General features: G+C 39.3%; 9 protein-coding genes and 1 other RNA gene. 9 read left to right on the top strand and 1 reads right to left on the bottom strand.

Translation table 11 applies throughout. The annotated features are described in order from the left end of the window. From WJR50_RS15215 to WJR50_RS15175, 9 genes are all read left to right on the top strand, one after another. Positions 1-2,475 (top strand): bifunctional UDP-N-acetylmuramoyl-tripeptide:D-alanyl-D-alanine ligase/alanine racemase, encoded by a 2,475-nt coding sequence (locus WJR50_RS15215; RefSeq protein WP_341294153.1) that lies wholly within the window; start codon positions 1-3, stop codon positions 2,473-2,475. 491 nt (positions 2,476-2,966) lie between these two features. Then, positions 2,967-6,131: a SusC/RagA family TonB-linked outer membrane protein gene (locus WJR50_RS15210; protein ID WP_341294152.1), complete on the top strand. Its 3,165-nt coding sequence runs from the start codon at positions 2,967-2,969 to the stop codon at positions 6,129-6,131. A 14-nt stretch (positions 6,132-6,145) separates the two neighbouring features. After that, positions 6,146-7,621, top strand: a complete 1,476-nt coding sequence (locus WJR50_RS15205) for a SusD/RagB family nutrient-binding outer membrane lipoprotein (protein WP_341294151.1) — start codon at positions 6,146-6,148, stop codon at positions 7,619-7,621. Between the two features lie 47 nt (positions 7,622-7,668). Beyond that, complete coding sequence (locus WJR50_RS15200; protein WP_341294150.1) at positions 7,669-8,049, top strand: hypothetical protein; 381 nt, start codon at positions 7,669-7,671, stop codon at positions 8,047-8,049. A gap of 143 nt (positions 8,050-8,192) precedes the next feature. Then, positions 8,193-8,288, top strand: an RNA gene (ffs, locus tag WJR50_RS15195) — signal recognition particle sRNA small type. A gap of 86 nt (positions 8,289-8,374) precedes the next feature. After that, positions 8,375-9,031 (top strand): fructose-6-phosphate aldolase, encoded by a 657-nt coding sequence (gene fsa / locus WJR50_RS15190; protein WP_341294149.1) that lies wholly within the window; start codon positions 8,375-8,377, stop codon positions 9,029-9,031. 27 nt (positions 9,032-9,058) lie between these two features. Then, positions 9,059-9,262, top strand: a complete 204-nt coding sequence (locus WJR50_RS15185; protein ID WP_341294148.1) for a fructose-6-phosphate aldolase — start codon at positions 9,059-9,061, stop codon at positions 9,260-9,262. Positions 9,263-9,271: 9 nt separating this feature from the next. Further along, the gene (locus WJR50_RS15180; protein WP_341294147.1) at positions 9,272-9,994 is read left to right on the top strand and encodes a cell division ATP-binding protein FtsE; all 723 of its coding nucleotides are present in this window, start codon (positions 9,272-9,274) and stop codon (positions 9,992-9,994) included. A 140-nt stretch (positions 9,995-10,134) separates the two neighbouring features. Then, positions 10,135-14,742 (top strand): hypothetical protein, encoded by a 4,608-nt coding sequence (locus WJR50_RS15175; RefSeq protein ID WP_341294146.1) that lies wholly within the window; start codon positions 10,135-10,137, stop codon positions 14,740-14,742. Here WJR50_RS15175 and WJR50_RS15170 read toward each other — a convergent pair. Further along, complete coding sequence (locus tag WJR50_RS15170) at positions 14,739-16,175, bottom strand: CCA tRNA nucleotidyltransferase (RefSeq protein ID WP_341294213.1); 1,437 nt, start codon at positions 16,173-16,175, stop codon at positions 14,739-14,741. The two genes, WJR50_RS15175 and WJR50_RS15170, sit on opposite strands and share 4 nt — an antisense overlap. Positions 16,176-16,192: the final 17 nt, after the last annotated feature.

Raw genomic sequence — 16,192 nt, 5'->3', positions numbered from 1 at the left:
ATGAATTTCAAGGCATTACGTAAGTATGCGAGAGGTAAAGTTTTACAGGCTTGCAACCTTGATGATAATATCTACTACCTGCTCACAGACAGTAGACAAGCTATCATCCAGACAGAATCTGTTTTTTTTGCAATTAAAGGAGAGCGGCATGATGGGCATCATTACATCAAGGAACTCTACGATAAGGGATGTCGTCAATTTGTGGTTGAAAAAAATCCAGATTATGAGTTACCAGGAGCCAATATTTGTTTAGTCAATAATTGTATCACCGCACTGCAATTGGTGGCAGCATCTCATAGAAGCAACTTTTCTCAGCCGATTGTAGGTATTACAGGTAGTAATGGAAAAACAATTGTCAAAGAGTGGTTGAGTCAGATTTCGACTAACAAATATAAGGTGGTGAAGAGTCCTAAGAGCTATAATTCTCAGATCGGTGTTCCTCTTTCAGTTTGGCAACTTAATCAGGTGTATGACATTGGGGTCTTTGAAGCAGGAATCTCACGACCCGGAGAGATGAATAATCTGCAAAAAGTAATTTCTCCCACACTGGGTATTTTTACTAATCTTGGACCAGCTCATGATATTGGATTTGAAAACAGGCTGCAAAAAGCTGAAGAGAAAGCTGTACTTTTTAAAAGTTGTCCATGCATTATTTATCGTAAAGAATACCCGGAGATCACTCAGGTACTACAGGCTCATTACAGTCCTGAACAATTATTCAGCTGGTCTACTGAAAATACCGCTGCTGATTTGCAGGCTACATTTTCTACTAAAAAAAATGGTCTGACCTTAATTAAGGTGAGGCAAAGTGCTAAACAAATAGATTATGAATTCAGATTTGCTTATAAAGATGCCGCTTCACTAGAAAATGTAATGCATTGTATCGCCTTTCTGATCAAAGATGGTTGGTCAGAAAACGAAATACAAGCTGGAATAGAGCAGTTGCGACAGGTAAATATGCGGATGGAGCTAAAAGAAGGGATTAATCAATGTTATATCCTGGATGATAGCTATAGTAATGATCTCGCAGGGCTCAAAATCGCATTAGACTTTCTTCAGCGCCAGAAGCAAAACCAAAAAAATACAGTCATTATCTCTGACCTGCTACATAGCGGCTACGAAGATGACGCACTTTATCCTGAAGTAGTAAAATTACTGGCAAACCACTCCATACAAAAAGTAAAGCTGATTGGGCCTCGGTCAAGGCCTTTCATCCATTTGTTTGAAGACAGAGGCTGGAAAATAGATCATTTTCTGAGTACCGAAGAATACTTATATAGTTTTCAACCTGAATCTTACCAAAGTGAAAATATACTGGTCAAAGGAGCCAGAACTTTTGGTTTTGAGCGAATCGTAAAAAAACTTCAGAAGAAAATTACCGGCACTACGCTGGAAATTAATCTAGATGCTATCATTCATAATCTGAATTATGCGAGATCTCTCTTAAGACCCGAAACCAGGATGATGGTGATGGTAAAAGCATTCTCATACGGAGGCGCCTCGTTTGAAATTGCAAATCTGCTCCAGTACCACCGGGTAGACTATTTGGCGGTAGCCTATGTGGATGAGGGTATTATGTTGAGAGAACATGGCATCCGAACACCTATAATGGTACTTAATCCTTCCATAGATGCATTTTCAATAATGCAGGATTATCAATTAGAGCCTGAAATATACAGTATCAAACTACTTAAGCTCTGGATAGAAACCTCAAAACACAAGCCATCAGTACATCCAATCCATCTTAAAATAGATACTGGAATGCATCGTTTGGGTTTTGTCCAGCAGGAAGTGGATGAATTAATCTCGTATATAAGTAAAAAACCTGGAATAAAGGTGGGCAGTATTTTTAGTCATTTGGTATCTTCTGAAGATAAGCAGGAAGATGCTTACACACACCATCAGATCGGGCAGTTTGAGCAGATATATAAACGGTTAAGCCAGGTTTTAGGCTATACACCTATCAAACATATATTAAACAGCAGCGGTATACAGCGTTTTCCTGAGTATCAGTTTGACATGGTTCGTCTGGGTATAGGGTTGTATGGTGTGGATATGAGTGGGAATGCATACCACAAGCTTAGGCCTATTAGCACACTCAAAACAGTTATTTCCCAGATTAAGCATCTTAATGTTGGGGAAACGGTAGGCTACAATCGTAAAGGTAAGGTTGAGGACCCTAAGAAAATAGCAACTATTGCCATTGGCTATGCAGATGGATTAGATAGGAGGTTAGGTAACGGAAACCTAAAAGTATTTGTAAATGGTTTTCCTGCGCCTACAATTGGTAATATTTGTATGGATATGACGATGATAGACATTACAGGGATAGAAGCTGAAGAAGGAGATGTAGTAGTTATATTTGGACAAGAACAGTCCGTAATGGTGCTGGCCCAGGCTATGCAGACAATTCCTTACGAAGTGCTAACCAATATAAGCGCCCGTGTAAAGCGTATTTTTTATTCTGAAGCTTAACGTCTTTCCTAAAGTAGAAATGCAAGATTATCGGTAGTTATCACTATCACAGAGCTACTATTACACTCCTGAAAGAAGATAAAATCTCCTAATATCAATATATGGCATATTAAATATTTACTTATTTTTTATTCTGTATAAAATATTTTTAGCAGAATTAAATATTTACTAAATGGGTTATTTATTTAATAATATTTCAATAAAAATACATTTCATTTATAAGTATTCAAAAATAACTAGATAAATACCGCTATTTATTTTTCAAACTGCATAACTGCAATTTAATAAATTGCGAAATAACTAACTTTTACAAAATTATGTTTTGAAAATTAGTTTAGTTTGTTTTAGATTTGATCAATTAATTCTGAAAAGTCAGTACAAAATTATGTTTGCGGTCTTTCTCTCAATTACCTCTCATTCATCACAAGCCGCGAAGATGATTTAGACTTATTGGAAGCTGTTCAATTGATTTAACTAAAACTGCTAAACGTATGAGGAACAACTCTACCACTCACAGTCGGGGTGGCATTTACCAGCTAAAATGTTACGGGCTGTTATTAGTCACTCTTCTCATGACGAATTTACTCTTTGCACAGGATCGGAATATTACCGGTACTGTTACTTCTGTTGAGGATGAAACGCCTTTACCTGGAGTAAACGTCGTTGTAAAAGGAACCAGTGTTGGTACAATTACTGACATTGATGGAAAGTTTACTTTAAATGTATCTCCTGATGCTGAAACTTTAGTTTTCTCCTTTATAGGATTAGCTAAAGAAGAAGTTGCCATTGGCAACCAGTCACAAATAAACGTGTCAATGGCTCAGGATATACAATCTCTTTCCGAAGTAGTGGTTACTGCTTTCGGTCTTGAAAGAGAGAAAAAAGCTCTTGGATATTCAGTACAAGGTATCAGTGGAGAAGAAGTAGCTCAGGTACCTACCCAAAGCGTGGTCAACAACCTTTCAGGTAAAGTGGCTGGCTTACAGGTAGCTACAAACAGTACACCGGGAGGATCACCAGAATTTGTTATCCGTGGTTTTTCTTCTGTAGCTGGTAATAATCAGCCCCTGATTGTAATTGATGGTGTTCCTATGCAGCAATCAAGTAATGCAACCAACGACGAACGCGGAGATAATCAGCGTTACGGAGGAGGAATATCAGAAATTGATCCTAATAACATCGCTGAGATGAGTGTGTTGAAAGGGCCTAATGCTGCTGCTCTCTATGGTTCGCGTGCGGCAAATGGTGTAATCCTGATTACTACCAAGTCAGGAAAAGGAAGAAAAGGAATCGGGGTTGATGTTAACTTAAGTACCACCTTTGATGATCCGCTTGTAAAGCCAAAATTTCAGAACATTTACGGTGGAGGTTCAGGAGGAAGAACCTGGTACGCTGATGGTTGGAGTGGTACAGTAGATGGTATCCAGGGTTCCGCAGGTACTGACGAAAGCTGGGGTGCACCTATGGATGGAAGACTGGTACGTCATTGGTGGTCAGGTACTGAAACAGCGCCGCTGGTACCTGAACCCGATAACTGGGAACAGTTTTGGGAAACCGGTGTAACCAAAAATGGTAATGTAGCGCTTAGTGCAGGCAACGATAATGGTTCATTCCGTTTATCCCTGGGCCGCACTGAGCAGGAAGGTATCGCTTACAACAACAACTATTGGAGAAATAACTTCCGTCTAAATTCTAATTATAATTTTACCGATAAGTTGTCTGTCACTGCGATGGGTGAATATATTAAGTCAGGTTCTGATAACCGTGGTTATCAAAGCGGGCAGGAATTTATCTGGCACCATCGTCACTCCAATTTTGATCAACTTAGAAATTACCGGGATTACGAAGATGTACATATTCAGCCGGTAGGTAATGATGAGCCACCTAACTGGCAGCATACCTACTTTACCAATCCTTTCTTCTGGGAAGAAGTGATGGTGAAACCTAATGAAAAAGACCGCTTTTTGGGTAATATCGCTCTTAACTACCAATTCAATGATTGGCTAAGCCTGATGGCGCGTACTGGTACGGATATTTGGACAGATACACGTATATCGGTAAATGGCTACGCCAGAACAAGAGGCTCATTCAGAGCAGGAACCTACAGTGAGGAAGTGTTGAGAAGACAGGAAACCAATTCAGATTTCATATTCACAATTGATAAAGATTTTGGTACTTCTTTCTCTTTGGTAACACAACTGGGAGGAGTTAATCGAGTAAATTATTACAAGCGTAACTACGCTTCGGTAGAGCAGCTTTCCATAGATGGAATTTATAATCTGGGTAACAATGCCAGTCCTAACGTAAATGAAAGCTTAATCCAGGAATCAACCATCAATAGTTTGTTTGCTTCTGCACAGTTTGGATTCAACAACTATCTGTTTTTGGATATCACCGGAAGAAATGACTGGTCAAGTACGCTCCCCACCGGTAGCAATTCATTCTTCTATCCTTCAGTATCACTCAGTGCTGTAGTAACAGATATGTTGGATGTACAAAGCGATATCTTATCTTTTGCAAAAATCAGAGCTAGCTGGGCACAGGTAGGTAATGATGCCGACCCTTATATGCTGCAGCAGGTCTACCAGCCAGAAGGCTTGTGGGATGGCAGTATACCTAAGTTTGCCGAAAGTAAAGAGATCGCCAATACTGAGCTGAAGCCTGAAACCACTACTGGAATAGAAATAGGAGCAGACCTTCGCTTCCTGAACGGTAGACTTGGCCTGGATGTAACCTACTACGATCAATCCACTGAAGATCAGATTCTGGCAGTAGATATTTCCCGTGCCTCTGGCTATGAGAGTCGTGTACTTAATGCCGGAGAAATTACCAACACTGGTATAGAGGTTATGCTGAGTGGTACTATTCTGCAACTCCCTAGTGGCTTTACCTGGGATGCAAGCTTTAACTTTGCCCGTAATCGTAATGAGGTTAAAGAGCTAGCAGATGGTCTCACTTCTCTCACGCTGTGGAGCATCAGAGGAGCTTCATTAGAAGCACGAGTAGGACAGGCATATGGTAACCTTTATGGAAACAAACTTGCCAGAACAGAAGATGGTGAGGTAATTTTCCGTAATGGGCTTCCTTACAATATTCCTGGCCAGCATGTCATAGGTAACATCACTCCCGATTGGATTGGAGGAATTTCAAATACCATCAGTTTCAAAGGAGTATCAGTAAGTGCCTTAATTGATATCAAGCAGGGCGGAGATATTTATGATATGGGTAGCAGTATTGCTCGCGTTACAGGTGTATTGGAGGAAAGCGTAATAGGTAGAGAAGAAGGGGTGATTGGACAGGGTGTGAAAAACATAGGTACTGAAGAAGCCCCTCAATATGTTCCTAATGATGTGGTGGCTTCGGCCCGTGGTTTCTATAGCTTCTACAGTGGTCGCCAGTTTCATGAAGCTGCGGTTATGGATGGAAGCTATGTGAAGTTAAGAGAGGCATCCATTGGGTATCAGTTCCCTTCTAGTTGGTTTGATAATTTCTTTTTACAATCAGCTCGCTTCTCAATAGTAGGCCGTAACCTGGCTATCTTTCACAGGAACATTAGGCACATTGATCCTGAAATCAGCGCAGCAGATCTGGGATATAATTATGGACAGTTGCCTAGCACCCGCTCTATAGGGTTCAATCTGAATGTGAAATTTTAAATAAGAAATCTCTGATGAAATATATATATAATCCTTTCAAAATAGTAGCAATGGCCTTATCGTTGATGGTGATGGCTGCTGCCTGTACAGATGATTTTGAGGAGATCAATACTAATCCTAACTATCCAACCTCAGTAGATCCCCAGTATCTATTACCCCATGCTCTCCAAGTGAGTGTAGATAACTATTGGGGAAATAAAACCAGGAACCAACGCCTTAATTTTGACCATGCGATGTCATGGATAGGTTATCTGACACGTAATATTTACGAAAACGAAGGAGACAATTACAATGTACAACCTTCAGTAAATATCACCAACTGGGAAGTATTCTATACTGATGGCATGATTAATTTTCAGAAGATTGCGGTCTTAGCCGGCCCGGAATCAGATAATCCGAATGCCAATTATGAGGGTATAGGAATAGGAATGAAAGCCTGGATAGGATCTTTGCTTACCGATGTTTGGGGTGCTGTCCCTTATAGTGAAGCTGTTTCTGGTACTGCCGATGAGGCAGTTTACTCTCCTGCCTATGATTCTCAGGAAGCAGTGTATGCAGCAATAATCGCAGATCTTGCATTAGCCAATGAAAAGTTAAATCCTGATGGCCCTACAATCAATGGTGATATTCTATTCGGGGGTGATATCATGATGTGGAAAAAGTTTTTCAATTCCACCCGTTTCAAGCTGTTAAATCGTCAGGCCCACAAGGTAGCTTCATCAGCAAGTGAAATGCAGGCTATGCTGGCTGACCCGGCCACTTATCCTATGATGGAGAGCAATGATGAGATTGCACAGTTGGTATATGGTGCGCTACCTACTGTCAATCCCTGGAATGATATCCTCATTCAGCAGGGACGTACAGACTGGAATATCAACAGTGTGTTGGTTGATCAACTTAATACTTTGGAAGATCCTCGTCTGGAGGTATACGCTATACCTGGTTCATTAGTAGATGAGATTTCCGGGCACCCCAGCGGCTTACCTACTGAGATAGCTACTACTTATCTTGGTTACAGTGCAACCATCAACCCTGATATTTTTGCGCAAACTACTTCACCAGCAGTGTTAATGAGTTATGCTGAGTTGCTATTTACTCAAGCTGAAGCTGTAGTGGATGGAGATATCAGCGGTGATGCTCAGGCTTTGTACGAGGCAGGTATTGAAGCGGCATTTGATCAATATGGTTTATCAGTACCTGAGGGTTATGTTGATGCAGCCGGACCTGCTACCAAAGAAAATATCATGACACAAAAATGGATTGCATTATTTGGACAGGGAATAGAGGCCTGGACAGAATACAGAAGAACCGGCTTTCCGGTAATGCCTCAAGCAGATCCTAATGCCCAGTTTCAGAATGATGGAGTTTTGCCAACCCGCCTTGTCTATCCATCTACAGAATCTTCACTCAATGAAGCAAACCTGGCAGCGGGTGTTGCTTTAAATGGAGGTCCTGACGATATGAAAACCGAACTTTGGTGGGTAGAATGATTGGATTACACTATCGTTTGATGTTAAAAATTTCAAAAAAATAAAAGATGAAAAAAATATTCCATATATGCATCGCATTAAGTCTGACAATACTATTACTGTCAGCTTGTGAAGAAGAATCCGATATGGCTTTTGACAGGGTTGCTGCCCCAGTTACTTTGCAGTATGATAGTATTGCTCCTAACCAGGCCCAGGCCACTTTCTTTGAACTTGACAAAAGTGGCATTCTGGATCAGAACGTAGGTATCATTTATAATCCTGTCTCAAATTTGGAAGTAGAAGTCATTCAGGCAGGCTCAGTGCTGGGTACTTTTACCACTGGTAGTGATGGCACCATTGTAATTCCTTTTTCTGGAGCTCTACCTAATGAGTTTGCCGGAATGTATGATGGTGTAGCTTTCAGAATATTCAAAACAGACTTTGATTGATTTTTGTAAGTAATAGGTTGTTTGCATGGAAAAGAGAGGCGTATTCACGCCTCTTTTTTTTATATCACTGTCAAACTATTAAAAAGAAAATAAACGTTTATCCGGCAAGCATTTGGGATTGAAATCTATTCATTATACATTTGCACAAGACGGGTACAACCAGCTCCTGCTGAACTCCCCCAGGACAGGAATGTAGCAAGGGTAGGCGGTCGTAGCGGTGTGATACCCGTTTTTTTTATTTCCCTTTCTCTAAATTCTTTTGGAATTTTTTTCGTTTTATAAACTCCTGTATCTTTAGGCCAATTAAGCGCTAAACAAAATAACTATGGAATTTTTTATTGACACAGCTAATCTTGACGAAATCCGTGAAGCCTATGATCTGGGTGTATTGGATGGAGTTACCACTAACCCTTCTTTAATGGCTAAGGAAGGGGTGACCGGACATGATAATATCATTCAACGCTATAAAGATATCTGCAACATCGTAGATGACAATGTGAGTGCTGAAGTTGTAGCCACTACTTTTGATGAGATTGTGAGCGAAGGCATGAATTTGGCAAAAATTGATGACAAAATTGTGGTCAAAGTCCCTATGATTAAAGATGGAGTTAAAGCTATCAAGAAGCTAACTTCAGAAGGAATTCGTACCAACTGTACATTAGTATTTTCACCAGGTCAGGCTATTCTGGCAGCTAAAGCTGGTGCTTCTTACGTGTCTCCTTTCATTGGCCGTCTGGATGATATTGCTACTGATGGTGTAGCTTTGATAGAGCAGATTGTGAATATTTATCAAAACTATGGTTACGAAACCAATGTGCTGGCGGCATCCATCAGACATACTATGCACCTTATTCAATGTGCTGAAGTAGGTGCTGATGTTGCAACCTGTCCGTTAAGCGTAATTACAGGGCTTCTTAAGCATCCACTTACCGACAGCGGCCTAGAGAAATTTTTGAGTGATTATCGTAAAGGTAACGCTTAATCAAAAAATCGCTGACTGGTGAATTCAATGTACATCATTAAGGTAAAGGGTAAAGCTAAGATCCCTGATTATATTCAGTTGCGTGACGATAATTTTGTGCTGGTTGCTTACTTCAGAGCTGACCGCGAGTTGAAAAAACTTGAGAAGTATGGGTTGGAAGGCAAGGATGAAGCACTTAAAGAGATTATTGAACGTTTACCTTATGGAAAGCTACAAAAACTGGAAATTTAGTCTCTAAAAATGACAGAAGCTTCTCAATTCTTTGATAATACACCGGTAGTAAATGTTAGCAATGCATGTATCTTCCAGGAACACAAAGTGGTTCTGGAAGATGTGCATTTTAAAGTGGACAAAGGTGAATTTGTGTACCTTGTGGGAAGAACCGGAAGCGGTAAAAGTTCATTATTAAGAACGCTCTACGCAGACCTTCCCCTTCAACTCGGCGAAATTGAGATTGCCGGTTATTCCATCAAAAAAATTAAATCCAGTGAAGTCCCATATTTGAGAAGAAGGCTTGGTATCATTTTTCAGGACTTTCAGCTCTTCGCCGATAGAACGGTTGACGAAAACCTGCTTTTTGTCATGAAAGCTACCGGCTGGAAAGAGCGCTCAAAGATGAAACAACGCCTGAGCGAAGTGCTTATGAAAGTAGGATTAGGTTCTTCAGGTAATAAAATGCCTCATCAGCTATCCGGAGGGGAGCAGCAGAGAGTGGTTATTGCTCGTGCACTGATTAATGAACCTATCTTACTCATAGCCGATGAGCCTACCGGAAATCTAGATCCTGAGGTTTCTTCTGGTATTCTTGATCTCTTCCGTGAGATTAACAGAAGTGGCACAACCGTGATGATGGCCACACATAACTATCAGTTTATCAAAGAGTTTCCTTCCCGGGTGCTCAAGTGTGAAAACAGTAGCCTGCTGGATTCACAAAGAGAAAGTTTTGAGTTAATCAATTACTAAACGCTTCTCCTTCCACGTTCATAACTAAGCCAACTGCTTGTAAGATATTTTACCATTTTGCATTTTCTTATTTACCACGAATGTGATGAAATTTTATCATATTGATGGTGTTTTAGCAATGGTGTCCAACTGTTTAGAGGATGAAAAAGCGTACTGCACGTAAATGGGTTTGGGGAATATTGGGTACGATACTCTTTATCATGCTCATCCTACAGGCTACGCTTTACTTTTTTGGAGATGAAATCCTAAAGGAGTCCATATTACTAGGTTTTAAAAGATACAGCGAGCAAAATTTTAAGCCTGAAAAGCGCCCTTCCCTGGACTTTGATAACCTTAGTATCAATATTTTTACTGGTAATTTTACGGTAACGGGACTTTACTATTCTGGCTATCTAACTAAAGACAGTGCTCAGAGCGGAAATGTAGACCATATAAAATTGATGGTTCATGAAGCTGAAGTGAAGGGTATCAAATTGATTGAGTTATATAAGAAAAGAAACTTAAAATTAAGTGAGATCAATTTTTTTCAACCTGATATTCAATGGGTTATTAGTAAAATAGAAGATACTACACATCTAAGTTCCCGAGATCAGATTGAGTTAATAGCGCAAAATCTGGAACAGCACCTTACCCAATATATTAATGAGCTGTCGTTTGATGTTCTTAATGTCATTGATGGAAATTTATTCATCACTCAGGAAAAATCACAAGTTTCCAGGCACCAAGCAGACTCAGGAATCAGTAATAAGTTTCATGCACAGCAGGTAAATATAAGTCTGTATAAGTTTCTTTTAGACTCATTAAGTTCTGGCAGAAAAGATCGTTTTTTCTTTACCAAAGATATTGACATTGGACTGGCCAATTACCAACTTCTTACGGACAGTCTTTATCTGTTAAAAGCTGATACTTTAGGTTTTTCCACAAGCAGGCAGCAAATTTACCTCAAAGATATGGCCGTGCTACCGCTTTCTCCACAAGCAAAAAATGGCATAAGTTTACTTGTACCTGAAGTGAGGCTTACTAAGATTGACTGGCGTGACTTTTATTTTGATAGTTTACTCATTGCTGATCAATTAATTTTTGAAAAACCTTCTATCCATTTTGAAATTCAGGACGACAGCATTGGTAATCATACCATCAAAAGTCTTAACTCATTTAGTACGGATAGCTTGTATCATCGCTTCGCCGGTAAACTAAGGAAATTAGAAATCGGGGATATTATTTTTAATGACGGTCAAGTGAAGTTGAGCAAATTTGGTGAAGATACGCTACAAATATTAAATGCTGATAAGATAAGCTTATTGTTGGCACAAATCAGTTTTGACAAAGCTAAGGAACCTGATGATACATTAGCACATGTCTTACCCCTTGATACAGTTGACCTGAATATCCAAAACCTGAAATTATACTTACCTGACAAACGGCACTATTTTACTTCATCAGAAGCAACGCTCAGGACCGACCGCTTCAGAAATTTCGCCTGTGATGTGCATTTTGATTCTGTATTGTTTAAAGCCGGCGTTGATTCCCTACAAGAACTCTTGCTCAATCCGCCTCAAAAACCAGTAGCTTTTGATGTAGAGGTACCTAAAATTTCTTTTTATGGAATCCAACTTGCCAGTTTGCTGGAAAGACGAGCAGCAATTCTGGATAGTATTTATATCAAAAAACCGGGGGTAATCATCGCTAATTTCTCACAACAGTCATTGGGAAAGTTAGCTTCCGGTATAAAAGTAGCCGGAGAGGAGGATCAGGAAAATGTAAAATCACTCCTTTATGATTGGAGTAATGCCAAATTAAATCTTTCTCCAATAATTTCACCAGGCGATTCAACAGCACTTTTTCAATGGTTGAAAGCCGGAAAATTGCAGATTGATTCAGGAAGGTTTCAGGTACTAAAAGCAAAACAAGATTTTAGTGGTTTTACTCAAATTACAGCAGTTGATACCTTTTACGCTTATCTCAACGAAATTAGTATTGATCAATTAAACAATGATTCGCTTTTGATTCCAGATGGAAAAGTTGCTGTATTAGCTAATGAAGTAGATATTTTTCTTCAGAAGAGTAAGTTTCTTTTACCGGGGGAGAAGGGTGAAGGCGGTTTGCTGGATGTGGAAGATATGAGAATCTCAACCCTAACAAAAGAAGCTTATTTTAGAAATATCTACTTCTGGACGAATCCACAAAGACCCCCGTCTACCGAAGTATGGCTCCATAGAATGTACATACCTTTTGTTGAGTTCAAAGAAGTAAATCTGGAAGAGATATATGTTGATCAAAATGCCGAGATAGCAAAACTATCAGTACATTCACCACAGATTACACTCAACTATAAAAAGAACGACCTCCCTAAGAAAGAGCTTAAGTTTGACTTTAAGAATCTGTATCCTCAGTTATCTTCTTACTTAAATCAATTATCAGTACCAGATATTAATGTCTACAATGCAACGCTTAAACTCCAAAAGATCAGCAGTAATAGGGTTGAACCTCTATTTACTACCCAAAAGCTAAATGTAAAGCTAAGAGGTTTTTTTCTGGATTCGCTTACGCGTATGAACCGGCTGAGGCCTTTTTATGCAGATTTATTAGATGTAAGCGCAGAAAATTATCAGTGGAATTTTTATCCAGAGGACGACACTTACCCTTTATTGGGGGTAAAAGGAAGTAGTATCCACTACAATTCATATGAAGGCCAATTGGATGCCAGTAAAATCACAATGCTTACCAACACCTCAGGCCGTTCAGACTTACAAAACTTACAGCTCTATTGTGATAAGATCATGGCAGATGATATCAGCCCATATCTTTTAATTCATGATAAATTTTTACAGGTGGGAAGAGTGATGATCATGAAACCCACGTACAAAGTAGATGAAAAAAATAGTAAAGAGGATGGTCAGGATAAGAAAGCACTAAGCAGAAAATCGTTGCAACCTGATTTAAATAAGCTCCTGAATAAAAACCTGCAAAAAATACATCTTCGCTACGTAAGTGTAGAAAAAGGAGAACTGGATTACATTCAAAGAATTGCAAATGATACCCTAAGCTTCGTTAGAGTTGATTCTATTGAGTTTAAGGCCAGAGATCTTATAGTCAACAATCAGGAAAGCAGACATCTTCATAATATTTTGTATGCTGATGAAATTGATTTCAGCTTTTTTGCCGATCAGATTTATGCTGACAATTCTGCTGAGGGAAATCAAAAAGTGCAGATTGATGATGCCTACTTTTCTAGCAGAGATTCTTATCTGAAAATAGCAAAGCTCCAGTTTATACCGCCACAAAATGTGTATCAGTTTAAAGAAAAAACACATTTCAATCTGGACGCACGCGACCTTATCATAAGAGGATTGGATTTTAAAAAAGCATACTTATATGGCGATTTTGAGGTGCAAAATGTGGATATTAAGCAATCTGCACTTAAAGTTTTTTTAGGTTCCAGTCCCTCAAAGAAGAACAAAAAAAAATCAGGCTCTATACATGAAGTGATCTCTCCTTATCTGGATCAGATCAGTGTGGGCATGATCAAATATCCTCAAAGTCCATTGCAAGTTTATGATAAGAAAAACGAAAAATTAAAGTTTTCCTCCAACAAACTTAAGGCTGATATTTCAGACTTTTATGTAGATCAATCTTCATTCACGTTGAGTTTTGGAGCTAATCAATCCGCTACAGCACAGATGTTTTTCTCCAAAGATATCAATATTAGCATACAGGATTATAGCAGGAGTCTGGATGATGGGTTATACCTTATGTCAGCGGAACAAGTCAATATTGAATCGGGAAAAAATAGAATAGAGGTTAATGGAATAAAGCTGGAGCCTCAGCTTAGCAGAGATCAGATGCTTGATAAATTTGCATTCAGCAAATCCGTGGCGCATGTGCAGATTGAACAGCTTGAGATGAAAGAGGTGGATTTTGAAGCATTGCTGGAGCATGAAAAACTAATTGTAGGGGAAGTAAATTTGTATGACCCCAAACTGGAGGTATTTAAAGATAACCGGTTGCCAAGAGATGAAGCCAAAAGGCCGGGCCTCCATCAGGAATTATTATTTCAGCTGGATCATTTTGTTAAAATAGATCAGTTGAAAGTTATAGATGGTGAGATTATATACGCTGAGAGGGCAGAGGAAGGCTTGGAGGAAGGTAAAATTAGTTTTGATGACTTTTATCTTACTGCAAATCATATTACCAATGATCCAGGAGCAATTGAGGATAGCATTGTCACAACCGTGAACGTCAGTTCAAAAGTGATGGGTGAAGGTGAACTGCAGACTTCTTTCAGGTTTCTGAATGCCAGCAAAGACCTGAAATTTTATGTAAATGGTTCATTAGGAAAAATGGACCTGACAGCTTTTAATCAGATACTGGAACCGGTGGCTTTTGTGCATATTAAAGAAGGTATTAACCAGGAGATGAAATTTAACATTCAAGGGGATAAAGATAAAGCAGAGGGAAAAATGGAGTTTAGATACAACAATCTCAGTGTACAAATGATTGACAGGGAAAAAGGAAAAAGTGGCCTTGACGAAAAGTTAGGATCTTTCATTGCCAATGCTTTTGTACTGAAAGCCAATAACCCCAAAGCAGTATTTCTGCGTATCGGCAATATTGAAAACGATAGAGATAAGTCCCGAGCAATGTTTCACTTCTGGTGGAAAAGCTTACTCTCCGGGATTAAATCAAGTATCGGGATTGATAAAAATATGGAAAAAACCAAAGATTTTGCTGAGTTGGAGAAAGACTAGTGCTTATCCACCGGATGCAAACCCTTCTGTTGAGCAAGTTGCATCATAAACTGATAAGCTTCTTCTCTAGAATTATTAATTTTTCCGTCCAAAATAGCTTCCCGTATCTCATTTTTGATTTCACCTACAATTTTGGAAGGTTTTAAGTTAAAGATCTGCATGATATCTTCTCCTGAAATTGGGGGCTGAAAGTTTCTAAGCTGATCTTTTTCTTCCACTGCTTCCATTTTGGCCACCACATTGTCAAAGTTGTGAAGATATTTCTGAACCTTATTTGGATTTTTTGAGGTGATATCTGCCCGACATAATTTCATCAGATCATCCACATCATCACCAGCTTCATAAAGTAAGCGACGAATGGCTGAGTCAGAGACTTCTTCTTTTACCAAAGCAATAGGACGAAGGTGCAGCCTAACCAATTTTTGTACATATTTCATTTTCTGGTCCAGAGGAAGCTTAAGGTTTCTGAATATTTTAGGAACCATACGAGCACCCTTATCTTCATGTCCGTGAAAAGTCCATCCTGCCTGCTTGTCAAATCTTTTGGTAGCAGGTTTTGCGATATCATGCAGAATAGCTGCCCAGCGGAGCCAAAGGTCATCGGTTACTTCCGAGATATTATCCAGCACCTGAAGAGTATGGTAAAAATTATCTTTGTGACCCCTGCCATCAATGGTGTCTACTCCTTTTAACTCTACCATCTCAGGAAAAATCAAAGGTAATAACTGAGCGTGCAGAAGCAACTTGAAACCATAGCTAGGAGTTGAGGCAAGAATAATTTTATTCAGTTCATCTGAAATTCTTTCCTGAGAGACAATCCTGATCCGTTCAGCATTTTTGATGATGGCATCAAAGGTATTGGGGGTAATATCAAATTTAAGTTGTGCTGCAAAACGAACTGCCCGCATCATTCTGAGTGGGTCATCAGAAAAAGTGATGTCAGGATCTAATGGTGTTTTGAGCTGCTTTCTTTTGAGGTCTTTTACTCCCTCAAAAGGGTCAATAAGCGCTCCAAAATCATTTTTGTTCAAACTGATAGCAAGTGCATTAATCGTAAAGTCGCGACGAAGCTGATCATCTTTCAGACTGCCTTCACTAACACTTGGTTTGCGAGAATCTGAACGATAAGACTCTTTGCGTGCTCCAACAAACTCAACTTCAAGATCCTGATAACGTAACATGGCAGTTCCAAAATTTTTGAAAACAGCCACAGGAGTAGGTTTTTTGGTGTCCTTCTCAATTGATTTGGCTACCTGCTTAGCTAGCTTGATTCCATCCCCTACACATACTACGTCTATATCTTTAGAAGGTCTTTTTAGAATCAAGTCTCTTACGTAGCCTCCAACTGCGTATGTCTCCAGATTCAGATCATCAGAAGCATCTGCAATAATTTTAAATATCGGCTTGTTTGTCAGTTCAGATTTGAAATTCATCATTTTTTGCAGCGTCA

The organism is Catalinimonas locisalis (assembly GCF_038039535.1).
Classification (GTDB): domain Bacteria; phylum Bacteroidota; class Bacteroidia; order Cytophagales; family Cyclobacteriaceae; genus Catalinimonas.
This window is presented reverse-complemented; position numbering and strand designations above follow the sequence as displayed.

Excerpts from the sequence above, each read along its gene's own strand:
- WJR50_RS15215 (WP_341294153.1), top strand. The coding sequence starts at position 1 with ATGAATTTCAAGGCATTACGTAAGTATGCGAGAGGTAAAGTTTTACAG.
- WJR50_RS15210 (WP_341294152.1), top strand. The coding sequence starts at position 2,967 with ATGAGGAACAACTCTACCACTCACAGTCGGGGTGGCATTTACCAGCTA.
- WJR50_RS15205 (WP_341294151.1), top strand. The coding sequence starts at position 6,146 with ATGAAATATATATATAATCCTTTCAAAATAGTAGCAATGGCCTTATCG.
- WJR50_RS15200 (WP_341294150.1), top strand. The coding sequence starts at position 7,669 with ATGAAAAAAATATTCCATATATGCATCGCATTAAGTCTGACAATACTA.
- fsa (WP_341294149.1), top strand. The coding sequence starts at position 8,375 with ATGGAATTTTTTATTGACACAGCTAATCTTGACGAAATCCGTGAAGCC.
- WJR50_RS15185 (WP_341294148.1), top strand. The coding sequence starts at position 9,059 with ATGTACATCATTAAGGTAAAGGGTAAAGCTAAGATCCCTGATTATATT.
- WJR50_RS15180 (WP_341294147.1), top strand. The coding sequence starts at position 9,272 with ATGACAGAAGCTTCTCAATTCTTTGATAATACACCGGTAGTAAATGTT.
- WJR50_RS15175 (WP_341294146.1), top strand. The coding sequence starts at position 10,135 with ATGAAAAAGCGTACTGCACGTAAATGGGTTTGGGGAATATTGGGTACG.
- WJR50_RS15170 (WP_341294213.1), bottom strand. The coding sequence starts at position 16,175 with ATGAATTTCAAATCTGAACTGACAAACAAGCCGATATTTAAAATTATT.